The 26,133-nt window shown below is 69.6% G+C and carries 27 protein-coding genes; 18 read left to right on the top strand and 9 right to left on the bottom strand.

Going from position 1 to position 26,133, the window contains the following annotated elements:
- Positions 1 to 6: 6 nt before the first annotated feature.
- The 4 genes from FMQ63_RS19960 (at position 7) to FMQ63_RS19975 (ending at position 5,039) form a co-directional block, all read left to right on the top strand.
- Entirely contained in the window at positions 7 to 1,263 is a 1,257-nt protein-coding gene (locus FMQ63_RS19960; protein WP_011555636.1) for a COG3014 family protein, read from the top strand.
- 30 nt (positions 1,264 to 1,293) lie between these two features.
- On the top strand, positions 1,294 to 2,082 hold the full coding sequence (locus FMQ63_RS19965; protein WP_011555635.1) for a ZIP family metal transporter: 789 nt from the start codon (positions 1,294 to 1,296) through the stop codon (positions 2,080 to 2,082).
- 9 nt (positions 2,083 to 2,091) lie between these two features.
- Positions 2,092 to 2,976, top strand: a complete 885-nt coding sequence (locus tag FMQ63_RS19970) for a bifunctional 2-polyprenyl-6-hydroxyphenol methylase/3-demethylubiquinol 3-O-methyltransferase UbiG (protein ID WP_011555634.1) — start codon at positions 2,092 to 2,094, stop codon at positions 2,974 to 2,976.
- A 338-nt stretch (positions 2,977 to 3,314) separates the two neighbouring features.
- Positions 3,315 to 5,039, top strand: a complete 1,725-nt coding sequence (locus tag FMQ63_RS19975) for a sigma-54 dependent transcriptional regulator (RefSeq protein WP_026113778.1) — start codon at positions 3,315 to 3,317, stop codon at positions 5,037 to 5,039.
- Positions 5,040 to 5,057: 18 nt separating this feature from the next.
- Here the strand turns inward: FMQ63_RS19975 and FMQ63_RS19980 are convergent, their stop codons facing one another.
- The 5 genes from FMQ63_RS19980 to FMQ63_RS20000 form a co-directional block, all read right to left on the bottom strand.
- Positions 5,058 to 5,861: a heme oxygenase (biliverdin-producing) gene (locus FMQ63_RS19980; protein ID WP_020478384.1), complete on the bottom strand. Its 804-nt coding sequence runs from the start codon at positions 5,859 to 5,861 to the stop codon at positions 5,058 to 5,060.
- Positions 5,858 to 6,112, bottom strand: coding sequence for a hypothetical protein (locus tag FMQ63_RS19985; protein ID WP_026113777.1), 255 nt, complete (start codon positions 6,110 to 6,112; stop codon positions 5,858 to 5,860). The genes FMQ63_RS19980 and FMQ63_RS19985 overlap by 4 nt, the downstream gene beginning before the upstream one ends.
- A gap of 138 nt (positions 6,113 to 6,250) precedes the next feature.
- Entirely contained in the window at positions 6,251 to 6,739 is a 489-nt protein-coding gene (locus tag FMQ63_RS19990; RefSeq protein WP_171452316.1) for a GDYXXLXY domain-containing protein, read from the bottom strand.
- Positions 6,739 to 7,836: a DUF4401 domain-containing protein gene (locus FMQ63_RS19995; RefSeq protein WP_011555630.1), complete on the bottom strand. Its 1,098-nt coding sequence runs from the start codon at positions 7,834 to 7,836 to the stop codon at positions 6,739 to 6,741. The genes FMQ63_RS19990 and FMQ63_RS19995 overlap by 1 nt, the downstream gene beginning before the upstream one ends.
- A gap of 1 nt (position 7,837) precedes the next feature.
- Positions 7,838 to 8,851 carry a DUF2157 domain-containing protein gene (locus FMQ63_RS20000; RefSeq protein WP_011555629.1) on the bottom strand — a complete coding sequence of 338 codons (1,014 nt, stop codon included), beginning with the start codon at positions 8,849 to 8,851 and terminating at the stop codon, positions 7,838 to 7,840.
- A gap of 136 nt (positions 8,852 to 8,987) precedes the next feature.
- Here FMQ63_RS20000 and FMQ63_RS20005 point away from each other — a divergent pair, with 136 nt between their 5' ends.
- The 3 genes from FMQ63_RS20005 (at position 8,988) to FMQ63_RS20015 (ending at position 11,719) form a co-directional block, all read left to right on the top strand.
- Complete coding sequence (locus tag FMQ63_RS20005) at positions 8,988 to 9,680, top strand: type IV pilin protein (protein ID WP_225909468.1); 693 nt, start codon at positions 8,988 to 8,990, stop codon at positions 9,678 to 9,680.
- 173 nt (positions 9,681 to 9,853) lie between these two features.
- Positions 9,854 to 11,005, top strand: coding sequence for a hypothetical protein (locus tag FMQ63_RS20010; protein WP_225909467.1), 1,152 nt, complete (start codon positions 9,854 to 9,856; stop codon positions 11,003 to 11,005).
- Positions 11,006 to 11,308: 303 nt separating this feature from the next.
- A complete protein-coding gene (locus FMQ63_RS20015) occupies positions 11,309 to 11,719 on the top strand; it encodes a hypothetical protein (protein ID WP_011555626.1) in 411 nt (136 codons plus the stop codon).
- 57 nt (positions 11,720 to 11,776) lie between these two features.
- Here FMQ63_RS20015 and FMQ63_RS20020 read toward each other — a convergent pair whose 3' ends face one another.
- Positions 11,777 to 13,126, bottom strand: coding sequence for a sigma 54-interacting transcriptional regulator (locus tag FMQ63_RS20020; protein WP_020478381.1), 1,350 nt, complete (start codon positions 13,124 to 13,126; stop codon positions 11,777 to 11,779).
- Positions 13,127 to 13,589: 463 nt separating this feature from the next.
- Here FMQ63_RS20020 and FMQ63_RS20025 point away from each other — a divergent pair, with 463 nt between their 5' ends.
- Positions 13,590 to 14,555 (top strand): hypothetical protein, encoded by a 966-nt coding sequence (locus FMQ63_RS20025; RefSeq protein ID WP_011555624.1) that lies wholly within the window; start codon positions 13,590 to 13,592, stop codon positions 14,553 to 14,555.
- A 141-nt stretch (positions 14,556 to 14,696) separates the two neighbouring features.
- Entirely contained in the window at positions 14,697 to 15,083 is a 387-nt protein-coding gene (trxA, locus tag FMQ63_RS20030; RefSeq protein ID WP_011555623.1) for a thioredoxin, read from the top strand.
- Between the two features lie 74 nt (positions 15,084 to 15,157).
- On the opposite strand, the gene FMQ63_RS20035 is transcribed toward trxA, so the two are convergent.
- Both FMQ63_RS20035 and FMQ63_RS20040 read right to left on the bottom strand, forming a co-directional pair.
- Positions 15,158 to 15,505, bottom strand: coding sequence for a hypothetical protein (locus FMQ63_RS20035; protein WP_026113776.1), 348 nt, complete (start codon positions 15,503 to 15,505; stop codon positions 15,158 to 15,160).
- Positions 15,506 to 15,656: 151 nt separating this feature from the next.
- Positions 15,657 to 16,547 (bottom strand): alpha/beta fold hydrolase, encoded by an 891-nt coding sequence (locus FMQ63_RS20040; RefSeq protein ID WP_011555620.1) that lies wholly within the window; start codon positions 16,545 to 16,547, stop codon positions 15,657 to 15,659.
- A gap of 195 nt (positions 16,548 to 16,742) precedes the next feature.
- On the opposite strand from FMQ63_RS20040, the gene FMQ63_RS20045 reads away from it, so the two are divergent.
- The 9 genes from FMQ63_RS20045 (at position 16,743) to FMQ63_RS20085 (ending at position 25,740) form a co-directional block, all read left to right on the top strand.
- The gene (locus tag FMQ63_RS20045; RefSeq protein ID WP_011555619.1) at positions 16,743 to 17,732 is read left to right on the top strand and encodes a MoxR family ATPase; all 990 of its coding nucleotides are present in this window, start codon (positions 16,743 to 16,745) and stop codon (positions 17,730 to 17,732) included.
- Between the two features lie 30 nt (positions 17,733 to 17,762).
- Positions 17,763 to 18,644 (top strand): DUF58 domain-containing protein, encoded by an 882-nt coding sequence (locus FMQ63_RS20050; RefSeq protein WP_011555618.1) that lies wholly within the window; start codon positions 17,763 to 17,765, stop codon positions 18,642 to 18,644.
- A complete protein-coding gene (locus FMQ63_RS20055; RefSeq protein ID WP_011555617.1) occupies positions 18,641 to 19,651 on the top strand; it encodes a hypothetical protein in 1,011 nt (336 codons plus the stop codon). The genes FMQ63_RS20050 and FMQ63_RS20055 overlap by 4 nt, the downstream gene beginning before the upstream one ends.
- Positions 19,626 to 20,636, top strand: a complete 1,011-nt coding sequence (locus tag FMQ63_RS20060) for a VWA domain-containing protein (protein ID WP_011555616.1) — start codon at positions 19,626 to 19,628, stop codon at positions 20,634 to 20,636. Before FMQ63_RS20055 ends, FMQ63_RS20060 begins: the two co-directional genes overlap by 26 nt.
- A complete protein-coding gene (locus FMQ63_RS20065) occupies positions 20,633 to 21,694 on the top strand; it encodes a VWA domain-containing protein (RefSeq protein ID WP_020478380.1) in 1,062 nt (353 codons plus the stop codon). The genes FMQ63_RS20060 and FMQ63_RS20065 overlap by 4 nt, the downstream gene beginning before the upstream one ends.
- Positions 21,691 to 22,701, top strand: coding sequence for a tetratricopeptide repeat protein (locus FMQ63_RS20070; protein WP_011555614.1), 1,011 nt, complete (start codon positions 21,691 to 21,693; stop codon positions 22,699 to 22,701). Before FMQ63_RS20065 ends, FMQ63_RS20070 begins: the two co-directional genes overlap by 4 nt.
- On the top strand, positions 22,685 to 24,559 hold the full coding sequence (locus FMQ63_RS20075) for a BatD family protein (RefSeq protein ID WP_011555613.1): 1,875 nt from the start codon (positions 22,685 to 22,687) through the stop codon (positions 24,557 to 24,559). Before FMQ63_RS20070 ends, FMQ63_RS20075 begins: the two co-directional genes overlap by 17 nt.
- The gene (locus FMQ63_RS20080) at positions 24,556 to 25,266 is read left to right on the top strand and encodes an SH3 domain-containing protein (RefSeq protein WP_011555612.1); all 711 of its coding nucleotides are present in this window, start codon (positions 24,556 to 24,558) and stop codon (positions 25,264 to 25,266) included. The genes FMQ63_RS20075 and FMQ63_RS20080 overlap by 4 nt, the downstream gene beginning before the upstream one ends.
- A gap of 105 nt (positions 25,267 to 25,371) precedes the next feature.
- Positions 25,372 to 25,740: a hypothetical protein gene (locus FMQ63_RS20085; protein ID WP_225909466.1), complete on the top strand. Its 369-nt coding sequence runs from the start codon at positions 25,372 to 25,374 to the stop codon at positions 25,738 to 25,740.
- An 18-nt stretch (positions 25,741 to 25,758) separates the two neighbouring features.
- On the opposite strand, the gene FMQ63_RS20090 is transcribed toward FMQ63_RS20085, so the two are convergent.
- Positions 25,759 to 26,133: tetratricopeptide repeat protein (locus FMQ63_RS20090; RefSeq protein ID WP_141276684.1), on the bottom strand; the 375-nt coding region annotated here is incomplete at its 5' end.

Below are 26,133 nucleotides of genomic sequence, written 5' to 3' on the forward strand. Positions count from 1 at the left end.
CCTTCCATGTCCATCCACTCCCGCAGCCCGGTCCGCCTGAGCGGGTGGGGCGCGCTCGCGCTCGCGAGCGTGCTCCTCCTGTCGTCGGGCTGCGCGGGTGACTATGTCGCGCGCACCCGGGGCGTGCGGTCCGCATACCAGCAAGGGGACTATTCGCGCGCGCTGTCCTCGTTGGAGGCCGCGGCGAAGGAAGGGCCCGAACAGGACCGCCTGCTGGTGTTGATGGACAAGGGCATGGTGCTGCACGCCGCCGGGCAGTGGGCGGAGAGCAACGCCGTGCTCGAGGAGGCGGAGCGGCTCAGCGAGCAGATCGACAGTGTCTCCGTCAGCGAGGAGGCGAAGACGCTCGTCACCAACGAGCGTCAGCGCACCTACCGGGGGGAGGACTTCGAGAAGCTGATGATTTCCGTCCTCCAGGCGCTCAACTACGCGGAGCTGGGCGACGACGAAGCCGCCATGGTGGAGGTCCGCCAGGTCAACGAGCGCCTGGAGAAGATGATCGCCGAGGAGAAGAAGCCCTACGAGCAGCTCGCGATTGCCCGCTACCTGGGCGGCGTCATCCGGGAGGACCAGCGGGACTGGGACTCGGCCTACATCGACTACGCGAAGGCCTATGAAATCGCGCCCCGCGAGGACGCGCTGGCCGAGCCCCTGCTGCGGCTGGCGAAGAAGGTGGGCCGCGACGACATGTACGCGGAGCTGCTGGCGAAGTACCCGGACGTCCCGCACGCGCCGCTGGCGCCGGACGAAGGGCAGCTCGTCGTCGTGGTGGAGGCGGGCCTGTCTCCCGAGAAGCAGCGCGGCTCCAGGGACCCGGGCGGCGGTGGCGACCTGATTGAAGTCCCCACCTACCGGAACCGGGGGCTCGCGCCGCCCGTGAGTGTCGCCCTGGAGGGCCAGTCCCAGCAGGCAGTGACGGTGACGTCCCTGGCGGACGTGGCCGTGGTCCACCTGAATGACCGGATTGGCCGCATGCTGGCGAAGCAGCTCGCGGGCGTGGCCGTGAAGGCGGGCGTGGCGGCGGGCGTGGGCGCGCTGACGAAGAGTGATGAACTGGGCGTGCTGACCTTCCTCGTTCTCAACGCGATGAATGCGCCAGACCTGCGTTCCTGGCTCTCCCTGCCTGCGGAGTTCCAGGTGGCGCGCTTCCGCGTGCCCGCGGGGAATCACACCGTGCGTGTGACGAGCTGGGGGCAGGTGACGGAGCATCCGGTGGAGGTGAAACCGGGCCGGGTGGAGTTGTTGGTGCTCCGGCGCTACTGATTTGGTTTTTTGATGTAGGGTGCGCGCCCCATGTCGCCGGTCCTGGCCACGGTGGCCCTGTATTCCCTCATCATCGTCCTCGGCGCGCTGGCTGGCGCCGTGGTCGTCGTCTTGAACGACCGACCCACCCATCTGGTGCGCTTCCTGGCTTTCGCCGCGGGCGTGATGCTGGGCGCCGCCTTCTTCCACATGCTGCCGGAGGCGTATCTGGGTGGCGGATGGTGGGCCTTCGCCCTGGTGCCCGCGGGTTTCGCCTTCTTGCTGGTGCTGGAGCGCTACCTCGTCGCGCACGCGGGCGAGGACATCTCCCACGGAGACACCATGGCGGGCACCGGGCACTCGGTGCATCCGGGCCACGTGCTGGGGCTCACCGCCTTCCTGGGGCTGTCCACGCACACGTTGTTCGACGGGATTGCCCTGGGCTCGGCGGTGGAGGAGGGCGTGGGGGGCATGGCGCTGCTGGCCATCGTCGCGCACAAGGTGCCCTCCGCGCTGTCGCTGGCCTCCATCCTCAAGACGGAGGGGCGCTCGAAGGTCTCCATCCTGTCGCTGTCCACGCTGTACGGGATGATGGTGCCGGCCGGCGCGCTGCTCTACTTCCTCTTCGACGCGATGCTGCAGTTCGAAAGCCTCGCGGCCAAGGCCCTGGCTTTCTCCGCGGGCACGTTCCTCTACATCGCCGTGTCGGACCTGCTGCCGCATGTGCACCGGCACGGCAAGGACCAGCCGGGCCGCAACGTGCTGGCGCTCTTCGCGGGCCTGCTGCTGATGTTCCTGCTCGCGCGGCTGATGGGGCACCCCGAGCACCCCGGCCACTGAGCGCCCTTCATGGAAAAACGCACCGACTGGTACGAACACCCGCAGTACTACGAAGCCATCTTCGGCACGGACACCGTGCGCGAGGTGGACTTCCTCCAGACGCTCAGCGAGCGCTTCGGCACGGGCGGCAAGCTGTGGCTCGAGCCCGCCTGCGGCGCGGGGCGGCTCGTGGAGGAGGCATCGAGCCGGGGCCTGCGGGTGGTGGGCTATGACATCTCCGAGGCGATGCTGGCCCATGCGCGCAAGCGCCTGACGCCGGCGCAGCGGCGGCGCGTGAAGCTGGGGCCGTCACGCATGGAGTCCTTCTCCGACCCGTCGCTGGAGGGGCAGGTGGACCTGGCGCACTGCCTGGTGTCGACCTTCCGCTACCTGGACAGTGAGGCCGCGGCGCGCCAGCACCTGCTGGGGACGCGGCGGCTCTTGAAGCCGGGCGGCATCTACGTGCTCGGCTTCCACCTCACGGACTACGCGCGCGCCCGGCCCGAACACGAGCGCTGGGTGGGGCAGGTGGGGGAGGACCGCGTCGTCTGCAACACGAACGAGGGCCTTCCGGAGCAGCGGGCGCGGCGCTCGCCCATGCGCAACCGCCTGCGCGTCACCGGGCCGGACAAGGACTGGCTCATCGAAACCCAGTGGTACTTCCGCACGTACAGCAATGCCCAGGCGGCGAAGCTGTTCCGCGACGCGGGCATGCGGGTGCTGGCCGGGTACACCTTCGACTACGACATCAACGCACCTGTGGAGCGCGGCAGCCTCCGGTTGGACCGAGTCTTCGTCCTCCAGCCGGACCCCGAGTCTCCGTCCGTGGACCCTGCCGAGCCTGGGCGTGCGTCCGCGCGGAAAGCGCCCAAGAGGGCCTCGACGCCCCAGAAATCGCGCAAGATTTCACGATGAGGACGTTTTAGGAGGGTTGAAGAGGCACTCCTGGTGAATTCTGAGCGGCCTGCGTTCTGATGGGACGCAGGCGCGTCCTGCTGGAACGCAAAACAGGCCCCTCGTGGTGGCCGCGTTCACCCATCCCCCTGGAATCACACGAATGTCGCGTCTGGCACGGGACGCGCATGTCGTTTTGCCGTGGCGCTTCGGGAAACCGGGCTGCCCCGCAGTATCGGAGTTTCGGGAACGCGGAAGGAGGGGCCGCTCCTTCCGCGTTCTTCATCTCCGCTACACTCCGTCCCCCTGATGTGGTTCCTGACAGAGCCTGTCGGAGGGCATTGGACGGAGGCGAGTGGATGCAAGACGAGATGGCGCAACTCCTCACGGATTTGCGGGGAGCCAAGGACTTCGAGGCCGCGGCTGCCGCAACGCTCCGGCGGCTGCAGGCCGTCGCCCAGGAGGCCGTTGCGTCCAGTCGGTACGCAGCCCGGGGCCGGGTGTTGCGAGGCATCGTCCACCTCCGCCCCGGCGAGGCCTACCGCAGTCTGGCCGCACTGGAGGTAGGGGCTGCGGAGATTACGGATGCCAGTGTAGGCACGCCCTTCTTCACCTCCGCCACGGCCTGGCGCGCGGTGGTGGAGCACCGGTGCGCGGTCTCCATCGACGTGAATGTCGGGACGGTGCAGCCCCATGCGCCCAACGCCCCCGTGACGGGAGACCCGAGCCTGGCGGGCTTCAACAGCCATGAGAGCCGGCAGCGCTTCCTGGGCCGTCATGCGACACACGTCTGCGTGCTTCCGCTGCGCACGCCGGGTGGGGACATCGAGGGCATGATTTCGCTGGAGGCGGACTGCCTGGCCGCGATGGGGCAGGACTTCGTCTGGCTGGAGGCAGGGGACCGGCTCCAACTGCTGGCGGACGTGGCGGCGCCGTACCTGGCCCGGCTGCCGCAGCGGCCCGTGGCCCGGCCGGAGGTGGATGAGTTCCTCCCGGTGGTGGGGCGCTCCATGGCGGAGCTGCTGCCCATCCTCCGCGTCTTCGCGCTGCAGGATGAGACCATCCTCATCAGCGGCGCCACCGGCGCGGGCAAGTCACGGCTGGCGCGCTGGTGCCACGAGCGCTCCAACCGCCGCGGCAAGCCCTTCGAGACACTGGACCTGGTGACGGTGCCGGAAGACCTCCAGATGGCGGAGCTCTTCGGCTGGAAGAAGGGCGCCTTCACCGGCGCGGTGCGAGATGCCCCCGGCAGCGTGGCCCGCGCGGAGGGCGGCACGCTGTTCATCGACGAAATCGACAAGCTGTCGCTCAAGGCCCAGGCGGGGTTGCTGCACTTGCTGGAGTCGCGCAGCTACCGGCCGCTCGGTGAGGGCACCGGTGAGCGGCAGGCGGACGTGCGCTTCATCATCGGCACCAACGCGGACCTGCACGCGGAGGTCCGCGCGGGCCGCTTCCGCGAGGACCTCTACTACCGCGTCAACGTGCTGCCGGTGCGCATGCCGGCCCTTCAGGAGCGCCAGGACGAAATCCCCCTGTGGGCGCAGTACATGGTGAACCGCCGGCACCGCGAGCGCTCGCCGGACGGCCACGCCCGGTTGATGAAGGAGGCGGAGCGGCTGCTGGTGGGGAGCCCCTGGCCGGGCAACCTGCGGCAGCTCGACAACATCGTCCGCCGCGCCTACACGCTGGCCATGGTGGAGCACGCGGACGCCTCGGGCGAGCTGGTGCTGCACGAGAAGCATGTCGCGCGGGCGCTCGACTATGAGCAGGCCCCGGGAGCCCGGCCGCTGCCGGAGGCGCTGCGCGCGGCCGCGCAGGCCTTCGTCGCCGAAGCACGCCGCCGCAATGCCCCGTTGGATTTGGACCTGGCCGATGCCTTCCGCGGCATGGTGCTGGGGCTCGCCATCCGCCAGGTGGGGCGGGACGAGGGCTTCAAGCTGCTGGGCCGCGAGAGCCTGGTGAAGAACCGCAACCACCACAAGGCGCTCAAGCGCGAGTTGGAGAAGGTGGACTCGCTCTACAAGGCACTGGGCGAGGAGGGCTCGCCCTTCTCCGACTTGCTGTCGGAGGTCGAAGCCGTCTGACTCGCGGCGCCCGGGAAGCTACCGGGCGTCGGCGTGGGGGCCCGCGGCGATGCCCGTGGCGCCCCGGGCCAGCTCGTCACACACGAGCGCGTGGAGCCGGAAGGCCATGCGCGCTTCCTGCACCACCTCGCGCGTCTCGTCCTCGGCCAGCTCCAGCCCGTCGATGCGCGAGTGGAAGCGGACGCGGAAGGCCGCCAGCCCGGCCTCGGGCACCGTGCCGTAGAAGGTGGTGCCCTGGCCTTCCGCCAACTCGAAGGCGTCCGTGATTCGCCGCGCCCGGCGATGCCCGCTGAAGACGTCCAGCACGCAGCGTGCGTAGGCGTGCGCCACCAGCAGGTGAGGGGCGTCCTCGGCCACCTCCCGGATGCGCTCGGCGTGCAGCCGCGTCTCCACGCAGGCGAAGGTGTCCGCCCGGGACTCGCCGCAGAAGTACGTCAGGTCCGCTTCCAGCGCGGAGGCCAGCCGCAGCTCGGGCAGCAGCAGCGCGGTGGTGAGCGTGGTGCCCATGACGTGGGGCAGCGCCGCTTCGAACGCCGCGTAGAGCGTGTGGAGCTGCCGCAGGTGGCTCACGTAGTGCTGCGCCCGGACGTACTGGCCATAGATGCCGCCCTCCCACGCGTCGAAGAAGAGGGACTGGATGAACAGCGAGCGCTCCGCCTGCGCGGCCAGCTTCGCCGTGCCTTCCGCCAGCAGCACGGACAGGGGCGCCGGGGTGGCGGCCTGGGGCTGCTGCGGGGACGCAGGGAGCTGGGGCTCCACCAGCCGCTTCACACGCGCGGACACATCCGTCCGCGGCAGCCGCAACGTGCCGGTGGCGCTCACTGCTTCCACCCGCCACCGGCCAGCGTGCTCATCGCGAGGGGCCCGGCGTCCTCGTTCGACAGGGCCTCCAGCGGTGTCCCCAGTTGCTGGAGCGCCTCCGCCAGCGTCATCCCGATGGCGCGGAGGACCTCCTCCTCCACGCGAATTGTCACCGGCCCCATGGCCAGGTGGATGTGCCCGCACGAGCACTGCGTCACTTCCGCGCATGGACCTCGCGCCAGTACCGTCTTGCCGCATCCCTGACCGGGCATCGTTGCTATCCTTGATTTTGATTTTGAGTATCGAAATCAAAATGAATGATGCGCCAAAGGCCGGCGGAGAGCAAGCCCCGGCCTTTTCTCGACTTGCTCCGAGTGTGGGGAAGGAGAACGGCGTGGGACAGCGGGGCGTCAGCGGCCCAGGGGCTGGCGCTGTGCGTCCCTCAGGCCCACCAGCACGCTGGAGCCGCTGTCCGCCACGCGCAGCTCGCCGTAGCGTGCGCCCTCGTAGCGGTCGGCGTGACCTTCCTGGAAGAAGAAGGCCTCTGCGCCCAGGCGGAAGCGCTCCTTGCGCAGGCGGTACCGGAGCTTGAGCTCGCCGGGCGCCAGCGGGGTGTCGGGCGTGTCGAAGCGCACGAAGGAGCCCACGCCATTCGCGTCCAGCCGCAGCACCATGTTTCCGTCCTTGGCGGTGGTGACGGGATTCGCGTCCCGCTCGCGGCTGATGGCGTAGTCCAGCACCATGTAGTCGCCCTGAATCAGCGAGCGCGGGTCGACGGGGGCCAGCTCCAGCAGCACCGGCGTACCCGAGCGCAGCACGTGCTCCTTCTGGACGACGAGCCCCGCGGGGACGAGCAGCGCGAAGGCCAGCCCGCCGAAGATGACCGCCGTGCGCACCATCACCGCACCTCCGACGCCGGGGCGGGGAAGCGCCGCAGCAGGAACGAACGCAGGCCCAGGAACACCAGGCCGCTGCCCATCAACGCCAGCGACTTGGCCAGCAGCGTGAGGCCCAGGTCGTAGTAGTACCAACTGCCGGACGCGAGCAGGTACGCCACCGCCAGCCCCAGCAGCACGTTGCTGCGCCGGTGGAAGCCGAGCACCAGCATGCCCACGGCGGTGATGACCGCCGGTGTATGGGGCGTGAGCACGGCCACCAGCGTCAGCGCCGCGAACACCGCCGCGCCCGCCACGCCGGTGGGCTCCAGCGCCAGCTCACGCAGCACCCGCCACGCCGTGTACAGCGTCAGGACCGTCAGCCCCAGTGTCAGCACCGCATCCGGGAGCGCGGAGACGGTGTCGAAGAGGTGCCGGGCCACGTCCCGCATGCCGCGCGCCAGCAGCACGCCGGGGATGGCGCACGCGAGCGCGAAGGCCACCGGCCCCACCAGCTCGCCCGGGGTTCCCCGTCGCAGCCGGGCCTGCTCCAGGAAGAGGAAGTACATCAGCGCCGCGCAGCCCAGAATCAGCAGGTCCAGCGCGAAGCCGCCCACCACGTGCCAGGCGAGGAAGCCGGCCGCGCCCACCACCCCCAACGTGCTCAGGAAGCGGAGGATGGCGTCTGGGTAGACAAAGAGCAGCACGCCACTGATGACCAGCACCAGCGTCGCGGCGACGTTTTCGTTCTCCGTTTCGATGCCGAAGCTGGCGGAGGCCATGGCGGCGCCGGCCAGGCACTGCGCCAGCGCGAGCTGCTCCACGAAGACGCCGCGCAGCGTGCGGCGCAGCATCGTCGCGCCCGCGCACAGGCCCAGGCCCACCACGCCCATCACGACCTGCTCCTCCCAGAGGCCCGCGCAGGCGAAGAAGCTCAGCACGAAGATGGCGGACAGCCAGGCGCCGACGCCAGCGAAGGCCTTCACGAACCAGGGCACGGCCACGGACTGGCGCTGATGGGCTTCCAGGGCCACGCGGGCCCGGTCCACAGAGTCGGGCTCGAGCTGGCCTTCGGCCTGGAGCGCGTTCAACACGTCCTGCAACGAGGGACGCAGGGCCATGTCAGGACTCCTCCGTGGCGCCGGTGACGCGGGCTTCGTGCCGCAGCCACCACACCGCGAGCGCCACCTGGGCGATGACGAAGAGCGGCAGCACGAAGAGGCCCAGGACTTCCACGTCCTGGTAGGAGTCGAAGACGATGCTGACGGCGCCGGAGGTCAGGAGCGTCATCACACTCACCGCGCCGAGCGTGAGCATGAACAGCTCGCCCTTCAGGTGCCGGTGCAGGGCGTACTCGGCCGCGAGCGAGGCCAGCACCAGGAGGAGCGCCACCACGGCGCCGGTGGGGGCTCGCGCCGGGTGCATGATGAATGGCACCGAGGCGATGAGCACCGGGGCCACCGCCATCACCGCCAGCACCCGGGGCACCCAGCGCGCCTGGAGCCAGGACACGCGCAGGTTGGCGAAGTGCTCGTAGGTGGCCCAGGTGAAGCCGTTGAGCCCGCCCAGGACCACCGCCAGCCAGTAGGTCTGGTCCAGCTCCGTATCCAGCACCTGCTCCCAGAAGAGGAGGATGCCGGTGTTGACCAGCACCAGCGTCAGCAACCCCAGAGGCGCGAAGCGCGACACCGCCACCCAGGGAAGGATGAGCACGGCCCAGCCGATGAACAGCTCATACGGGTCCGCGCCCGTCTGATACGCCTGCCCGTAGACGGCCAGCAGCGCGCCCACGAGCACCGAGGCCGCGAACAGCGACAGTTGCCCGCCCAGCGTCGCGCCTTGCTTCCAGGCGCCCACGGCCGTGCCCGTGATGGCCGCCGCGATGAGGCCCAGCTTCGCGAAGCGGTGCATGTCCGCCCAGTTGTACGCGAAGAAGTAGATGACCCCCGCGAGCACCAGCAGCGCGCCCAGGCCCATCAGCGTGGTGGAGAGGAAGCGCCGCCAGTCCTGCCGCGGCGGGGTGGCCACGGACAGGTGCAGCGCGCGTTCCAGGGTGGTCGGCATCAGGATGCCAGCGTCCGCGAGTGCCCGGAGTCGCTCCGGCGTCGCGTCAAGGTCGAGCAAGGGTTTCAACACGGGCGCAGTCTAGCTGTCCGGCCGGGGAGCGCGTCCATCGGCATGCCTGCCGCCCCTGGCCGGAGAGCGGCCCCAGGGGCATGGTAGGTTGCCGGCCCTCGTGCGCGGCTCGCACATGTGCCAAGGGGCCCTGTCCATGGCGGCGAACCTGGAGTGCCCGAAGTGCGGCAGCGAGCTCGACGTGACGGGGCGGGGCCCGGGCGCCATCATTCGCTGTGCCTGCGGGAACCTGTCAGCCGTCCCGAAGCGCTCCTATTGGGCGAGCCCGCGCGGCGTGGCGCTGGCCCTGGGGGTGTTCTTGCTCTGCCCCTGTGTGGGCATCCTGGCCGCCATCGCCATCCCCAACTACAACAAGCTTCCGGTGCGCTCCAAGCAGCAGGAGTGCAAGGCGAACCTCCGTGGCCTCTACGCCGCCCAACGCAACCACAACGCCGAGCACGGCACCTTCGAGCCGCGCATCGTGAATGCGGGCTTCATCCCGGAGCGAGGCAACCGCTACGCGTACTTCACGGGCACGGGGCCGCTGGTGACGCGCGACGCGGAAGGGGATGCGGTTCCGGCGGACGCCGGTGGTATTGGCGTGGACCGCTCTCGGGACGCGAGCCGCCGAGCCATTACCCTGGCGGACCTTCCTGCTTGGGTGTCCCGGCAGGTGGGCGTCTTTGGCACGTGCCCGGACTGCTACGTCACCATGGGCTGCGCGGGGAACATCGACATCGATGACACAGTGGACGTCTGGCTCATCTCCACGAAGCCGCTCAAGGATGAGTACGGCGAGGCCGTTCCTCCTGGCACCCCGACGAATGTCGTGAACGACGTCGACGGTTGACGGGCCCGGTCCGCCGGGAGCCGTCGCTTCGCCCGGCGAAATCGCCATGGGCGGACGACCCGGAAATCCCGCGCTTTTCGTATCTGACTTTGAGAGCGACCGACGGATGGACGGGCCTGAATCCCGTTCCACCTCGCCCGCCAATCCACAGAAAGGTTTCAACCGTGCGCTCAATGATGAAGCGTCTCTCCCTGGGTGTATGCATTTCCACGTCGATGGCGTTGCTGGGGTGCGGCGGCGAGATGATGGACGCCGACGCCATGGCGGACATGGCGCTGCCCGAGGAGGCCGTGGGCACCACCGCGTCCGCGGTGGAGACGGCCAGTGACTTCCGCTTTCGCACCGCCAACCGCTACGCGGGCATTCACGGCTACGCGGCGGGCTACGGCAACTTTCATGAAGCCAACTACGGCGCGGGCGTGGTGCGTGGCACCATCCTGCTCAAGCCGGGCACCGTGGCGCACTACCTCGCAGTGCCCCGCTCCTCGCTGGGCAACACTGCGCTGAGCAACATCCCGGAGTTGTTCCGCCGCGCGCAGGACTACGGCAACGCGCACGGGTTGGGCATCGCGCTGCCCTCGTTCGAGCAGGGCCTCAACGGCTCCGTCGTGGAGTACGGCGTCCACTTCCTCCACCCCAGCGTCGTCGAGTTCCGCGACGTCCCGGGCTGGGCCATTGGCTACCCGGACGTGACGGACGCCGGGGCCATGATGCGCGCCGCCAGCGACTACGCCTCCTCGAACGGCTTCGCCGGGGGCCTGCCCACCTTCCACTCCGCCATCTACAGCGGCACGAGGGTGTATGGCATGCACCTCATCCGTCCGGGCTACGCCGATTCGCGGGACGTGCTCGCGGACGTGCTGGCGATGCAGGACCGCTTCAGTTCCGACACCGCCACCGTCACGGGCGACAACTGGGCCCGGACGCTGCGGCGCCACGAGGCAGCGCAGGACTCCATCCAGACCTGCACCCACCTGACCACCCTGGAGAAGTCCGCGCTGCGCAGTGCCTACCGCAAGGCCATCCGCCACACGGGCACGAACGAGGCCGGCATCAACGCGCGGGCGGAATTGGGGGGAGACGATGTCTGGATCAACTTCGGCGTGCTCTTCCCTCAGGGGGACACGGAGATTGCCCAGACGCTCATCCACGAGATGATGCACATCGCCGGCTACTCGCACCCGGACCGCCGCAACGGCATCGACACCCCGTATGACGGTGGCCCGTACTACAACTCCGCGCCGCTGCGCGCCGAGCTGTGCATCGCGGGCTTCCAGAGCATCCACTCGACGCGTGAGTCCAGCCGCGAGCCGCAGACGCGCTGAGCGGAGACAGGCTCGGCCGTGGGAGGGCCGAATTCGGGCGTGAACAGGGGCTCCGCGCAGTCCAGGCGGAGCCATCCTCCCAGGCGAGCATCCGCAGGTCAGCGAAGGCATCCCGCGCGGTGAGGGGACCGCGCCTGCGCTGTTCGCATCGGATGGGGAGCAAGGGACACTCCCTGCTATTGATGAGGCGGTTGCGAGGGATGGCTCATTGGCGAGATGGGGGGGGGATAGGGTGTCGCGCTGTCCGTTCATTGGGGGGCGGACATTCACTGGGGGATTCTTCGTCAGTGGTACATCGCCCAGATGGTTCACTACGCCGAGCACGACGCCTATGAGCCTGTCTTCGCGAAGTTGAACCATGAAATTCCGCGGGGCAATCACTTCGCCTTCCTGGCGGGTGTCGAGCCGGCGGATGCGCGTGACACGGCTGGGGCCGCCGCGGTGGAGGACGCCGTCGCCGTGGGCGTGGACGTGGCGACGAACCCGGCCTTGAAGGCCATCCAGTTCGGCGAACTGCCGGTGCTCGTGGCCAAGCAGGTCGGCCTTTCGGGGGAGTGCCCTGACTGTGCCATCACGGCCGCCTGTGTCGCCAATCTCGACCGGGATGGCGACCTGGACGTGTGGCTCATCTCCTCGAAGGAACTCACCGGGCTGGATGGACAGCCTGTGAATCCTGGTGAGCCCCTCCACTTCATGAACGACCTGAAGGACTGACGCGCACGCTTTCGTGAGCGGTCATGCGCGGACGGGCGGTCGCATGCGTCGTCTCCCTCAATCCCGTGAATCGTCGTCGTCCACGAGCATCATCCCGTGCTTCGTGAGCAGCTTGCGCAGGTACACCCGGGCGATACCTGCCTCGCGGGCCGCGCGGGAGATGTTCCGGTCGCAGCGTGCGATGAGGCCCTGGAGGTAGTCCCGCTCGAAGACCTCGATGAGCCGCTCCTTGGCCTCCTTGAAGGGCAGCTCCGCGTCGAGCGTGCCTTGGGGCGACCGGACCGAACCGGAGGGGGCGTCCATGGGCGGCAGAGTGTCCTCGCCCAGATGGATGGCCTGCTCCACCACGTTGCGCAGCTCGCGCACGTTGCCGGGCCAGGGATACTGGGCCAGCAGGGCGCGCGTCTGTTCCGACAGGGCGCTGGGTGGACGGCCCAGCCGCTCCAGCATGGCGTCGATGAGCAGGGGCAGGTCCTCCACCCGCTCCCGCAGTGGGGGCGGGACGACCTTGAGCACCGCGAGCCGGTGATAGAGGTCCTTGCGGAACCGGCCCTGTTGCACGGCCTGCTCCAGGTCGACGTGTGTGGCTGCGACGACGCGCATGTCCACCGTGCGGTAGTCGTTGGCGCCCACGCGCTTCAGCTGCCGGCGCTCAAGCGCGCGCAGGAGCCGGGGTTGCAGCTCCAGGGGCAGTTCGCCGACCTCATCCAGGAAGACGGTGCCTCCCTGGGCACGCTCGAAGGCCCCGGCGCGCTCCGTCTGCGCGCCCGTGAAGGCACCCTTCACGTGCCCGAAGAGCTCGGACTCCATCAAGGAGGGCGGAATCCCGGCGATGTCCACGATGATGAAGGGCCCACCGGCCCGCGGGCTTTCCTGGTGAATCGCCTCCGCGCACAGCTCCTTGCCCGTCCCCGTCTCGCCCTGGACGAGCACGTCCCCACCGCCCGCGGCCACCCGCTCCAGGACGGTGAACAGCTCGCGCATCCTCACGCTGGCGCCCACGAGCGCGCCGAAGTTACGCCGCGAGGACAGGGGCATCGGCCGCTCCCGTGAGTCCTCGGGCACCACCTTGAGGACGACGGTGCCCAGCGTCAGCGACGCCCCGGGCCGCACCTCCAACTCGGTGAAGCGCACCCCTTCATGGAAGGAGCCGTTGCGCGAGCCCAGGTCGGTGGCCACCACCCGTTCGTCCGTCACCTCCAACTGGAGGTGCTGCCGGGACACGACGCGGTCCGTCAATACGATGTCGCACGTCGAGGACGTGCCGAGCCGGACCACCCCCGGGCGCAGGACGTGGCTGTGTCCCGCCTGTTCCCCGGAGAGCATCAGCAGCTTCAACCGCAAGGGGCCGCGTCGCGCCACCGGGACGGGCGCCGTCTGGACCAGCGCGTCCACCTCCGTGTCCATGTCGCCTGGGTCCGCCACGGCGGGCAGGCTACCACCCCACCCAGGCGGGGGAGGGGGTGACAACTGTTGTTGCCACCTGACAACCGCGGTTACCAGGCCCGTCGGAGCGCCTCTCCGGGCGTCCTCCTCTGGAGCGCGCGCCTCGCCTCGGCTCCGGAGGTGCTGGAGCGCCCTGGCACACCCACTGCAATGGCCTGGATCCACTTCGAGAACGACACCACCGAGCCGCCCACCCGCGATGTCTTGCCTTGAATGGCAAGGCACTCTGCGGGTGGGCTTGTTTGTCTTTGATTTGTACTCGCTCCCCTCGGAAGCGCGCGAAAAGTAAATGAAAACACCGCACGAAACACCGCGCGTATCCGACAGAGAATGTTCATGTAGTCAGCGCGCGGGGCTTTTGGCTGAAACAGCCACTTGCCCCCAATCCAAACCATCGTAGCAATCGCTATCAGGAGTCACGACCATGAGCCTGTCCATCGCGAAGTCCATTCTGTGCAACGGCTTCTCCGGCAACACCCGTGGCTGCGGCCCCACGGACCGCTACCAGGCGGCTTATCAGTCGATGGACCCGTCCAAGGCGGCGCAGACGGTGCTCAAGCACTTCGACGCCATCGAGGGCGTGGGCATGAACGCCAGCGGCAAGGGTGCGGGGGACAACAACATCGGGACGTCGGAGCTCAAGCGCGTGGCGGACCCGAACAGCGGCTTCCCGCCCGATGTCCGCGCCGCCGCGAAGTGGATGCTCGACCACCCCATCGCCCTGCGCTCGCTGGACCAGGGCGCCAGCAAGGCCCATGGCGGCAACAATGAGGTGCACCTGAGCAAGGCGGACCTCCAGGCGCGCGCGGGCAATGCGTCGGACTCCGGGGCTCCGCACCGGCCTGGCTTCCCGCAGCGTCCGCCGCTGTTCGGCTCCGGGTTCGGAGGGGGCTTCGGCGGCGGCTGCGGCGGCGGACTCGGTGGCCCGGGCGGCCTGCCCAACCCCCACCGTCCCAACTTGCCGCCGCGGCTGGACCTGTGCGGCCCGCAGTCCCGCCCGCCGTTCGGCGCTGGCCGCCACGAGCCCATGGACGTCTACAAGGCGGCTCAGACGCTCAAGGACCACTTCCACTTCGCCGAGGGCGTGGGCATGAACGCCAGCGGCAAGGGCGCCGGGGACAACAACATCGGCATGTCGGAGCTCAAGCGCGTGGCGGACCCGCGCAGCGGCGCGCCGAAGGAGCTCCGTGAGGCGGCGCAGTTCTTGATCAACCATCCCACGGCGTTGCGCTCGGTGGACCAGGGCGCGAGCAAGTCCAAGTCCAGCAAGGAGGTCCACATCAGCCTCCAGGATTTGGAGTCCTTCACGGCGAAGGCGCCCCGCCGCGAGACGCAGTCCAACCGTCTGGACCTGGCGCAGTTCATGGGTCGGGCGAGCGTCTGGGGCTGAGCCCGCCCGCTGTCCCGGCGGCCCACCCGTCATGGGCTGCCGCGCTGTGCTGGAGGTGACTGGGAGTCGGGCCCTGGGGGGAGCCTGGCTGGCCACATCCTGACACTGGCGCCTCCGGGGGGGAGGGCCCAGTGTCAGGGCATGGCAACCATCGACATCACCAAAGCCAACTTCAAGGAAATCGTCTCGAAGGAGGGAATCGTCCTCCTCGACTGGTGGGCCGAGTGGTGCGCACCGTGCCGCACCTTCTCGCCTGTGTTCGAACAGGCGAGCACGAAGAATCCGGACCTCGTCTTCGGCAAGCTCGACACCGACGCAGAGGTGGAACTCGCGGGGGCTTTCGCCATCCGCTCCATCCCCACGCTGATGGTCTTCCGTGACGGCATCATGTTGTTCGAACAGGCGGGAGCGCTGCCGGCCAACGCGCTGGATGACCTCATCCGCCAGGTGCGCGCGCTCGACATGAACGAGGTGCGCAAACAACTGGTGGATCGCCAGGCACAGCAGGGCGCGCCGTCCCAGGCCTGAGTCGGCACGCCTCTGTGCAGCGTGAAGACGGGCGGGGCCTCTCGGGGGGAGAGGTCTTCCGCCACGTCTTCGTTTCAGCTCAAGACCTGCACCTTGCCGTGGTCATCGCAGTGGCCGTCGTGCGGGTGATGCAGGTGACCGTCCACGAGATAGTCCATGTGGTCCCCGTGCGGCGCGGCCGCGTGGCCACACGAGGGGCCGTGGCGGTGCGTGGCTTCATGGGCACCACAGGCATGCTGCGGCGTGCATTGCGCGGGGTTGCGCGCGTCTTCGGCGAGCGTGCACTCGTCCGTGTGGTCCGAGTGCGGGTGGTGCAGGTGCCCGTCGTGCAGATAGTCCACGTGGTCCTGGTGCTGGATGGCGGGGTGGCCACAGCCCTTGGCATGGACGTGGTCATGGCGCTCGTGCGTCTTGTGATTCATGGCAGCCTCCCTGGCGGCGGTGTCCCTGGATGACACAGCGGGACGGTCGCCATCCCGGAAGGCCAGGACAAGCGCCGCCAGGACGAGCTCCGACTGCCGGACCAGGCCGTGTCACCTGTCCGCCGTCAGGCGCCTGCCTGCCGTGCGGCCGCTAGTGCTCCTGGGGCGCGGCGAGGAACGCCTTCAGTTCGGGGAGCACGCGCTCCGGACGTTCCTGGTGGGGGCTGTGGCCCGCGTCCAGGCGCAGGAGCCGAGCCTGGGGAAGGCGCCGTGCCGCCTGCTCGGCGATGGAGACGGGCAGGGTGTCCTCGTGCTCTCCCCAGACGAGCAGCACCGGCGCCGTTATGGCGTCGAGCTTTTCCGCGCGATGAAAGACAGGCCCGGCCACGGGCACGAGCCGGTTGAAAGCCCGCGCGGCGTCGGGGCTGGCGCCCGGGCGGGTGTGAAGTTCGTACTCCAGGGCGCCCAGCCGCTCACCCAGCGGCGTCGGGGGTGGCGGCATCAGCTGGGCCCAGGCCCATGGCCCCAGCGAGCGCGCCAGCCGTTCGGGACCGGCGCGGAAGAAGAGGCGGGCTTTTCGCGCCATCTCCGGGCCCAGGCCCATGGCATCCACCAGGGCCAGCCGTTCCACCGGTACCCGGCCGCGCAGCGCGAGCTCCAGCGCCACGAGCCCGCCCAGCGAGTGACCCACCACGGCCACCGGGCCCGGGGCGAGCTGGGACAGCAGCGCCTCGATGGGGGCGGTGAAGAAGGCCGCCGCGTCCTCGCCAGTGGCCAGCGGGCCTTCGGGGGTGGACGACATGCCAAAGCCCGGCAGGTCCACCGCCAGCACGCGGTGGCTCCGGGCGAGGACCGTCAGGTAGGTGAACCACTGGGAGGCCGCGCCGCCTCGCCCGTGGAGCAGCACCACCGTGGGGCCGGCGCCCGCCTCCAGGACCCGGAGGGCCCCGCCGCCCGGCAACCAGTGAACCGTCGCGACCACCGCCGGGGCCAGCTGGGCCAGCAACGCGGCTTCCACCGGCCCCACCGAGGGAGCCTTCATGCCGCCTTCCTCGACATCGGCGTCCGCCGGGAGTGGAACAGGGGTTGGCGTGGCGGCTGTGAGTGGTACATGGGGAGGACACTCCAGGAGGGGCGGACGGGCGGGCAACATACTGGAATGCGCGGCCCTCAGCGGTGTTGAGCCGGATACCCTGTAAACCCTAGGCTGCCCGCCGCCAGTCCGACACGAGGCGACATGAACACCGACATTCGCGCGCTCACCGAACGCGTGCAGCAGGAAAGCAGCTTCGTCGAGGTCCTCAACCAGGAAACCAGCAAGGTCATCGTCGGGCAGCGCTACATGCTGGAGCGCATCCTCATTGGCCTGCTGTGCAACGGGCACGTGCTGCTGGAGGGCGTGCCCGGCCTCGCCAAGACGCTGACGGTGCGCACCGTGGCGGATTCGCTCAGCGCCACCTTCATGCGCATCCAGTTCACCCCGGACCTGCTGCCCGCGGACGTGGTGGGCACCATGATCTACAACCAGCAGGCGGCGAACTTCACCGTCCGCAAGGGGCCCATCTTCGCCAACATCGTGCTCGCGGACGAAATCAACCGCGCCCCGGCGAAGGTGCAGTCCGCGCTCCTGGAGGCCATGGCCGAGCGCCAGGTCACCATCGGCGACCAGTCCTTCCCGTTGCCCTCGCCCTTCCTGGTGCTGGCGACGCAGAACCCCATCGAGCAGGAAGGCACCTACCCGCTGCCCGAGGCGCAGGTGGACCGCTTCATGCTCAAGGTGAAGGTGGGCTACCCGACGCGCGATGAAGAGAAGGTCATCATGGACCGGATGTCCGGCGGCTCGTCGCCGCGCGCCCAGCGGGTCATCGACCTGCAGCACCTGGTCCGTGCGCGCGAGCTCATCCACCACATCTACATGGACGAGAAGGTGAAGGAGTACATCCTCAACGTGGTGTTCGCCACGCGCGAGCCCAGCAAGTACGGCCTCAAGGACCTGGCGGACTACATCCAGTTTGGCGCCTCGCCGCGCGCCACCATCGCGCTGGCCCAGGCGGCGCGCGCGCATGCCTTCCTGCGCCACCGTGGCTTCGTCACCCCCGAAGACGTGAAGGCCATTGCCTTCGACGTGCTCCGCCATCGCGTCGCCATGACGTACGAGGCGGAGGCGGAAGACCTCACGCCGGAGAAAATCATCCAGCGCGTGTTCGACCGCGTCGAAGTCCCCTGACCCTTCTTCCTCGAGCCCGCCAGGCGCCCCGTGCTTCCCAAGGACCTCATCCGCCGCATTCGCAAGCTGGAGATTCGCACCCGCAAGGTGGTCTCCGACATGCTCGCCGGCCAGTACCATTCGGTCTTCAAGGGCCGGGGCATGGCCTTCTCCGAGGTGCGCCAGTACCAGCCCGGTGACGAGATTCGCATCATCGACTGGAACGTCACCGCGCGCATGGATGAGGCCTACGTCAAGGTCTTCACCGAGGAGCGCGAGCTGACGGTGATGCTGGTGGTGGACGTCTCCGCGTCGAAGGAGTTCGGCTCGCGCGAGCGCACCAAGTCGGAGGTCGCCGCGGAGGTGGCGGCGCAGATCGCGTTCAGCGCCATCGCCAACAATGACCGGGTGGGGCTGGTCCTCTTCTCGGACCGGGTGGAGAAGGTGGTGCCGCCGCGCAAGGGCCGCACGCACGTGCTGCGGCTGGTGAGCGACATCCTCACGTTCCAGCCGCAGGGGCGGGGGACGGACCTGGCCGCGGGGCTCAACTACCTGACGCGGGTGGCGAAGCGGAAGGCGGTGACGTTCCTCATCTCCGACTTCCAGGCGCGCGACTACGAGAAGCCGCTGCGGCTGGTGGGGCGCAAGCACGACCTGGTGCCGGTGGTGGTGGCGGACCCGATGGAGGAGGCCTTCCCCCGGCTGGGCCTGGTGGACATGGAGGACCCGGAGACGGGCGAGCGCTTCGTCGTCGACACCAGCGACCCGCGCGTGCGAGGCCGCTTCGCCCGGGCCATGCAGGCCGCGCGTGACGAGCGGCGCAAGCTGTTCAAGAAGCTGGAGCTGGACCACGTGGAGCTGCGCGCGGGTGATGACCACGGCAAGGCGCTGGCGAACTTCTTCCGCGCGCGGGCCCGGAGGATGGCGGCATGAACCGGCTTATCCCCCTGCTGGCGGTGTGGCTCGTGGTGGCGGCGCTGGTGGTGGCGGCTCCGGCGTGGGCCCAGGCTCCGGCCCCTGCACCGGCGCCCGCGACGACGGAGCAGGTCGAACCGCGGAACCTGTCCGTGCGGCTGGAGCCGCAGCAGGTCCGCATCGGTGACCCCTTCGTCTACGAGGTGGTCATCACCCATCCGAAGGACCACCGCTACGAACTGAAGGTGCCCCAGGAGACGGGGGACTTCGAGTTCCTGGACCAGACGCGCCAGCGCCAGGACGGGCCGGACTCGGCGACCACCACGTTCCGGGTGCGGATGTCCGCCTTCGCCCTGGGCTCGGTGGCGGTGCCGGCGCTGCCCTTCGACGTGGCCACGCCGGAGGGGCCCAAGGCGTTCACGGTGCCGGGCCGCACGGTGGACGTGACGTCCACGCTGTCGCCGGACGCGGAGGGGCAGGGCGCGGACCTCTTCGACTACAAGCCGCCGGAGGAGGTGCCCATCCGTTCGTGGCGCCTGGTGCTCACGGTGCTGGGCGTGCTGGCCGCGGCGCTGCTGGCGTGGGTGCTCTTCCGCTGGTGGAGGAACCGGCCCAAGCACGTGGAGGTGGTGCCGACGCTGCCCCTGGACGTGCGCGCCCGCAAGGCGCTGGACGCGCTGAAGGCGGAGGACCTGCCCTCGCGCGGCCGGGTGAAGGACTTCTACTTCCGGCTGTCCGAAATCATCCGAGGCTACCTGGGCGAGCGCTACGGCTTCGAGGCGTTGGAGTGCACCAGCTCCGAGCTGATGGCGTCGCTGCGGCGCCTGTCCACGCCGGGGCTGCCGGAGGACAAGCTGATGCGCTTCGTGTCCGAGTCGGACATGGTGAAGTACGCACGCGCGGATGCCTCCGCTGACGCCTGCCGCGACGCGCTGGCCTTCGGCTACTCGCTCATCGACACGACGTACGTTCCGCCACCGCCGCCCCAGGCTCCCGACAATGCCGCCGCTCCCCGCGTTCAATAACCCCGAGGCGCTCTGGGGGCTGCTGCTCGTGCCGCTGCTGCTCTGGCAGGCCTGGCGGGAGCGGCGCGCCCGCGCCACGCTGCGCTTCTCCGCGGCGCATGTCTTCGCCCGGGGTGGCCGCGGCTTCCGCGCGTACCTGCTGCCGCTGCTGCCGCTGCTTCGCGTGGCGGCGGTGACGGCGGCGGTGCTGGCCATTGCCCGGCCGCAGGTGCGTGACTCGCGCGTGCGGGACTTGTCGGTGGAGGGCATCGACATCGTGGTGGCGTTGGACCTGTCCACGTCGATGGAGGCCGGTGACTTCCGCCCGCAGAACCGCATGCACGTCGCCAAGGAAGTGCTGAGCGAGTTCATCGCCAACCGGGTGAATGACCGCATCGGCCTGGTGGTGTTCGCGGGCGCGGCGTACACGCAGGCGCCGCTGACGCTGGACTACGGCGTGCTGAAGGAAGTGGTGAAGCAGCTCCGCACGCGCGTGCTGGAGGACGGCACGGCCATTGGCGACGCGCTGGCCACGTCCCTCAACCGCCTGCGGGACTCGGAGGCGAAGAGCCGGGTGGTGGTGCTCATCACCGACGGCGACAACAACTCCGGGAAGATTTCGCCCATGGACTCGGCGAACATGGCCCAGGCGCTGAAGGTGCCCATCTACACGATTCTGGTGGGCAAGGGCGGCAAGGTGCCCTTCCCGCAGGGCACGGACCTGTTCGGCAACACCGTGTGGCGCGACACGGAGATTCCCATCAACCCGGAGCTGATGCAGGACATCGCGGACCGCACCGGCGGCGAGTACTACCGCGCCACGGACCCCGAGCAACTGCGAGAGGGACTCCAGAAGGTGCTCGATTCGTTGGAGCGCTCGAAGCTGATGGAGGGCGGCGCCAGCGCCACCTACCGCGAGGAGTTCCATCCCTTCCTCCTGGCCGCCTTCGGCCTCGCCGCGCTGGAGCTGCTCCTGCGCGCCTCCTTCCTGAGGGTCTTCCCGTGACGCCCGTGGAACCCTGGCGCTTCACCGTGCTCGGTTACCAGGCGGGGCTCGCGCAGCCCCTCTTCCTGCTGTTCGTGCTCGCGGGCATGATGCTGGGCCTGCTCGCGCTGGTGGGGGCGCTGCGGCGCCGCTCGCGCGTGCGGGCGCTCTTGCATGAACGTCACGCAGAGCGCTTCACGCCGGGCGTGTCGGTGTGGCGTCCGGCCACGCAGGGCGGGTTGTACGGCCTGGGGTTGGCGCTCTTCGGCTTCGCACTGGCGCAGCCGCAGTGTGGCACCAAGAGCGAACTGACGAAGCGGCGCGGCATCGACGTGGTGGTGGCGCTGGATGCCTCCAAGTCCATGCTGGCGCGGGACATCCAGCCCAGCCGCCTGGAGCGCGCGAAGCTGGAGCTGACCACGCTGCTGGACGAGCTGAAGGGCGACCGCGTGGGCCTGGTGGTGTTCGCGGGCGATGCGTTCATCCAGTCCCCGCTCACGTCGGACTACTCGGCGGTGAAGCTGTTCTTGCGCGCGGTGGACCCGGAGGTGATGCCCCAGGGCGGCACCAACGTGGGCGCGGCGCTGCGGCTGTCGCGGCAGGTGCTGGAGAACGCGGACCGCGGCTCGAAGGAGCGCGTGGTCGTCCTGCTGACGGACGGCGAGGACCTGGTCGGCGACGTGGCGGAGGCTACCGAGGCGCTGAAGGATTCGGGCGTGCAGGTGCTGGCGGTGGGCGTGGGCTCGGAGTCCGGTGAGCCCATCCCCGTCTTCGACCGGCGCGGCGCGTTCGTGGACTACAAGAAGGACGCCGCGGGGGAGACGGTGATTACGCGGTTGGACCGGGCGGGGCTGACGGCCATCGCCGAGGCCACCGGAGGCACCTTCTATTTCCAGCCCCGTGGCGTGGCCATGTCGCAGGTGGTGGAGCGCATCGACCAGATGCAGAAGAGTGAGCTGGAGAGCCGGGTGACGGTCCGCTACGACGAGCGCTTCCAGTCGTTCGCCATCCCGGGGCTGGCCTTGCTGGCGCTGGGAATGTTGTTGCTGCCGTCGTCGCGCCGGAGGCCGTCACCATGAGCGCCGCGAGGACGCGCGCGGCGCGGTGGCTGACATGGGGCCTGGTGACGTCGCTGGCGCTGCCGTCGCCCGTGTGGGCCGCGGGGCCGCTGGAGCGGGACCACCCGCTGGTGGAGCAGGGCCGCGAGGCGTACACGGCGGGTCGTTTCGAGGAATCGCTGGAGGCGTTCGAGGCCGCGAAGAAGGAGCGCCCCAACGACGTCACGGTGGACTTCAATCGCGCGGACGCGATGGCCAAGCTGGGGCGCATCGCGGATGCGAAGGCGCTGTTCCAGTCGGTGACGGAGTCCAACCGCGCCGACCTCCGGCAGAAGGCCTGGTACAACCTGGGCAACCTGCATGCGACCACCGGAGACCGGCAGGAAGCGCTGAAGGCCTACCGGCGCGCGCTCACGCTGGACCCGCAGGACGTGCAGGCCCGCCACAACTACGAGGTGGTGTTGCGCAACCTGCCGCCGCCGCAGGACAAGGGCCAGGATGGCGGCACGGACGGTGGCAACGACGGCGGCAGTGATGGTGGGCGCCCGGATGCCGGCGAGGACGGCGGCACGAAGGGCGACGGCGGCACGCCCCAGGACGGTGGCACCGATGGTGGCTCGGACGGCGGTGCCGACGGCGGCACGGATGGCGGCGCCAGCGATGGCGGCATGGACGGCGGTGCCGACGGTGGCGACGGTGATGGTGGCAGCGACGGCGGCTCCGACGGAGGCGCGGACGGCGGCGAGCAGGGCCCACCGGACAAGGGCGACGGGGGCGCGGATGGCGGCGCGGATGGTGGACAGGACGACGGAGAGGGCGAGCCCCAGGACGGTGGCAGCGACGGCGGCAGCGCGGGAGAAGAAGACTCGGAGGAATCCGAGGCGGATGGTGGCTCCAGCCAGTCGGACCTGGATCGGCAGGAGGCGGAGCGCCTGCTGGATGCGATGAAGCAGAATGAGAAGAACCTCCAGCTCTGGCGGTTCCAGCAAAAGAAGAAGCAGAGGAAGCCGAATGAGAAGGACTGGTAGCGCCCTCGGCGTGGTGTTCGCCGTGTTCGCCCTGCTGGCCACCGCGCCAGCGTGGGCGGCCTCGGACGACCTCGATTTCTACCAGACGGCGGACCGTGAGGAGGTGGGCACCGAGGACACCTTCCGCCTCACGGTGGTGGTGGTGGACGCGCCCGCCAACGCGCAGGTGAAGCTGCCGGAGTCGGAGGACTTCTCCATCCTCTCCAGCTCGCGCAGCAGCCAACGCTCCATCTCCCTGTCGGGCGGTGGCCCCGCCGTCATCCAGGACGTCACGCGGCACGTGTTGGTGATGCAGGCGACGCGCGCGGGGCGGCTCAAGATTCCACCGTCGCAAATCACGGTGCGCGGCAAGACGTACCGCACGCAGCCCGTGGAGTTGACGGTGAAGGCCGGCCGGGTGGGCGGTGCGCCGTCCCGTGGCGGTGGCCGGCAGCCGGACCCCTTCTCCAGCATCCAGTCGCAGATGCAGCAGATGGAAGAGGCCTTCGGCGACATGATGGAGCCGGACCGGCCCACGATTCCCCGGGGGGACTCCGACCTCTTCCTGCGCGCCAGCCTGGACCGGGACAACGTGTACGTGGGCGAGCAGGTGACGTTGTCGCTCTACATCTATTCGCGCGTGGACCTGTCCAGCGTGGACGCCGTCACCATGCCCAAGCTGGAGGGCTTCTGGACGGAAGAGGTGGAGAGCCCCACGCAGTTGTCGGGCGAGCAGCGCGTGGTGGACGGCATCCCGTACCGCGCCTACCTGCTGCGCCGCCGCGCCATCTTCCCGGTGAAGTCCGGCACGCTGTCCATCACCCCCGCGGAGGCGGACATCACGACCGGCTTCCTCTTCGCCGGCCACCGCGTGCACCGGGTGTCCAACGCGCTCAAGGTGAAGGTGAAGCCGCTGCCGCCCGGTGGGCCGGAGGACATGCCCAACGCGCACGTGGGCAACTGGCGGCTGTCCATGGACGTGTCCCAGACGCGCGTGGAGCTGGGCCAGCCCGTCACGGTGAAGGTCAGCCTGGAAGGGGTGGGCAACGTGAAGAACGTCACGCCCCCCGCGCTGAAGGGCCCCGCCGCGCTCAAGATTTATGACCCCACCACGACGGACAAGGTGTCGCCGCAGCGCCACCGTGTGCAGGGCCGGCGGGTGATGGAGTACCTGGTGATGCCGCAGCGCACGGGCAGCTTCACGTTGCCCGCGCTGGAGTTCACCTACTTCGACCCGCGCGCCCGCAAGTACGAGGTGGCGCGCACCGACCCGGTGACGATTACGGTGGAGGCGGGCGCGGGCGGTGCATCGTCCATCGCCTCGGCGTCGCCTCAGTCTTCGTCGGACCAGGCCAACGAGCAGAAGAACGTGCTGACGGCGGGAGGTCTGCGGCCAGTGCGCTACCAGGCCCGCTTCGAGGCGCCGGGCGTGCCTGTGTGGAAGCGGGGCTTCTTTGTCCCGACGGTGCTGGCCCCGCTGGGGCTGCTGTTGGGCGTTGCGCTGATTGGCGGCGTGCGCGGGCGGCTGGCGCTGCGCTCCGAGGCGGGGCGTGGGCGTCAGCAGGCGAAGGCCGCGCGCAAGCGTCTGGCGGATGCGGAGAAGCTCCAGTCCAGCGGGGACGTGGGGGCCTTCTACGGCGAGGTGGAGAAGGCACTGCACGGCTTCCTGGAGGCACGGCTGGGCATGCCGGTGGTGGGCCTCACCCGCGAGGTGCTCGCCGAGAAGCTGACGGCGGGGGGCGCGGATGCGGAGCGGCGCGCCAAGGTGCTCTTCGTGTTGGAGGCGTGTGACTTCGGGCGCTATGGCGGCGGGGGCGACCCGGCCGAGCGACAGAAGGTGATGGATGCCGCCGCGGCGGCCATGGAGGGCTGGGCGTGAGCGGCTACTACACGCCGGAAGAGGCGCAGGACATCTTCCTCAAGGCCAACGAAGCCTACGCGCAAGAGGACTACGCGGCGGCCAAGGAGGGCTACGAGAAGCTGCTGGCGAACGGCCAGGGCGGCCCCGACGTGCTCTACAACCTGGGCACTACGCACCTGGCCCAGGGGGATGTGGGCCGCGCGGTGCTGGCGCTCGAACAGGCGCGGAAGGAAGGGGGCCAGGCGCCGGACCTGGAAGCCAACCTCTCCGTGGCCCGGGCGCGGCAGGTGGACAAGGTGGTGGGCGCCACCGCGGAAGACGCCTTCCTGCCTCGCGTCGCGGCGGCCACGGACGGCCCGGTGGTGGCCTGGACCTTCCTGGGCACCTGGGTGGCGGCCTTCGTCCTCGTGCTGCTCTGGCGCTTGCTGGGGCGGGGCCGGCGGACGGCGGTGGGTGTGCTGGCGGTCCTGCTCTTCGCGGTGGCGGTGCCGTCAGGGCTGCTCGTGGCCACGCACGCCTACGTGGGGGCCTCGGTGCACGAGGCCGTGGTGCTGGCACCCACGCTGGTGGCTCGCGAGCTGCCTCAGCCGGGCGCCCGTTCCATCTTCGAGGTGCACGCTGGCCTCAAGGTGCGCCTGCTCGAAGAGACGGGCCGCTTCGTCCGTATCCGTCTGCCCAACGGCCTGGAGGGCTGGGCCGAGCGGGAAGGCGTGGCCGAAATCTGAGGCCGTACGCGGAGTGTCGGGACGCGAAAACCTGGAAATGCCTGCCATTCAGAGGGTAGACTGCCTCCGGAGGGATAGCAGGTAATGCCAGGAGGTCGTGGCCCTGTGTTTTCGGTCGAGGCACTCGTTGGCAAGAACCGGTTGGTCATCCGCCTCTGGGGTGTCGTCACGGAGGAGGAAGCACTCCAGATTGGCGATGCGTCGCTGCGCGAGCTCGAGCGGCTCCGGCCAGGCTTCGACATCCTGTCTGACCTGACGGGCGTGACGGAGCTCCCGGAGTCGGGCTCGGGGCAGATTGAGCGCGTCGTCGAAGCGGCCCGGGTCCGCGGCTTTCGCCGGGTGGTGCGCGTGGTGGGGCGCTCCGCGATGGCGGCGGTGCGGTTCCAGCGCAGCAGCCGGAACGTGGGGCACGAGGCCTACCTGGCCTTCTCCCTCGAAGAGGCGGAGCAACTGCTGGAGGGCGGCTGGACATGAGCCCCGGCACGGCGCCGGTCAGCTCCGGCGGCCCGTGAGGCGCGCGAAGAGGCCGCGCTTCTCTTCCTTGCGAGGGCCGGGGGAGGCCGCCGCGAGGCCTGTCACCTTGAGCAGGTTCTGCTGGAAGACGGGATGGGCCGGCTCCAGTGCCACCGCGCGCTCCAGCAACTCGACAGCCCGCCGGTAGTCCTTGCGCTGGTGAACCAGGATGAGGGCCAGCTTGCTGTAGAGCACCGCGGCTTCGGGCGCTTGGGCAATGGCCCGTGTGAGCACGTCGATGGCCCGGTCCACCTGGCCCTCGCGCTCCAACCGCACGGCGCGCTGGAGGAAGTCCTCCGCCGACCCTGGCTCGATTCCGAGCCGCCGGACGGTGCGCGGTGGGACGGGCGGGCT

It is taken from the genome of Myxococcus sp. CA005 (assembly GCF_006518205.1).
Taxonomy (GTDB): domain Bacteria; phylum Myxococcota; class Myxococcia; order Myxococcales; family Myxococcaceae; genus Myxococcus; species Myxococcus xanthus.

Coding starts and splice junctions, on each gene's coding strand:
- FMQ63_RS19960 (WP_011555636.1), top strand. CDS start 7: ATGTCCATCCACTCCCGCAGCCCGGTCCGCCTGAGCGGGTGGGGCGCG.
- FMQ63_RS19965 (WP_011555635.1), top strand. CDS start 1,294: ATGTCGCCGGTCCTGGCCACGGTGGCCCTGTATTCCCTCATCATCGTC.
- FMQ63_RS19970 (WP_011555634.1), top strand. CDS start 2,092: ATGGAAAAACGCACCGACTGGTACGAACACCCGCAGTACTACGAAGCC.
- FMQ63_RS19975 (WP_026113778.1), top strand. CDS start 3,315: ATGCAAGACGAGATGGCGCAACTCCTCACGGATTTGCGGGGAGCCAAG.
- FMQ63_RS19985 (WP_026113777.1), bottom strand. CDS start 6,112: ATGCCCGGTCAGGGATGCGGCAAGACGGTACTGGCGCGAGGTCCATGC.
- FMQ63_RS19990 (WP_171452316.1), bottom strand. CDS start 6,739: ATGGTGCGCACGGCGGTCATCTTCGGCGGGCTGGCCTTCGCGCTGCTC.
- FMQ63_RS19995 (WP_011555630.1), bottom strand. CDS start 7,836: ATGGCCCTGCGTCCCTCGTTGCAGGACGTGTTGAACGCGCTCCAGGCC.
- FMQ63_RS20005 (WP_225909468.1), top strand. CDS start 8,988: ATGGCGGCGAACCTGGAGTGCCCGAAGTGCGGCAGCGAGCTCGACGTG.
- FMQ63_RS20010 (WP_225909467.1), top strand. CDS start 9,854: ATGATGAAGCGTCTCTCCCTGGGTGTATGCATTTCCACGTCGATGGCG.
- FMQ63_RS20015 (WP_011555626.1), top strand. CDS start 11,309: ATGGTTCACTACGCCGAGCACGACGCCTATGAGCCTGTCTTCGCGAAG.
- FMQ63_RS20020 (WP_020478381.1), bottom strand. CDS start 13,126: ATGGACACGGAGGTGGACGCGCTGGTCCAGACGGCGCCCGTCCCGGTG.
- FMQ63_RS20025 (WP_011555624.1), top strand. CDS start 13,590: ATGAGCCTGTCCATCGCGAAGTCCATTCTGTGCAACGGCTTCTCCGGC.
- trxA (WP_011555623.1), top strand. CDS start 14,697: ATGGCAACCATCGACATCACCAAAGCCAACTTCAAGGAAATCGTCTCG.
- FMQ63_RS20035 (WP_026113776.1), bottom strand. CDS start 15,505: ATGAATCACAAGACGCACGAGCGCCATGACCACGTCCATGCCAAGGGC.
- FMQ63_RS20040 (WP_011555620.1), bottom strand. CDS start 16,547: ATGAAGGCTCCCTCGGTGGGGCCGGTGGAAGCCGCGTTGCTGGCCCAG.
- FMQ63_RS20045 (WP_011555619.1), top strand. CDS start 16,743: ATGAACACCGACATTCGCGCGCTCACCGAACGCGTGCAGCAGGAAAGC.
- FMQ63_RS20055 (WP_011555617.1), top strand. CDS start 18,641: ATGAACCGGCTTATCCCCCTGCTGGCGGTGTGGCTCGTGGTGGCGGCG.
- FMQ63_RS20060 (WP_011555616.1), top strand. CDS start 19,626: ATGCCGCCGCTCCCCGCGTTCAATAACCCCGAGGCGCTCTGGGGGCTG.
- FMQ63_RS20070 (WP_011555614.1), top strand. CDS start 21,691: ATGAGCGCCGCGAGGACGCGCGCGGCGCGGTGGCTGACATGGGGCCTG.
- FMQ63_RS20075 (WP_011555613.1), top strand. CDS start 22,685: ATGAGAAGGACTGGTAGCGCCCTCGGCGTGGTGTTCGCCGTGTTCGCC.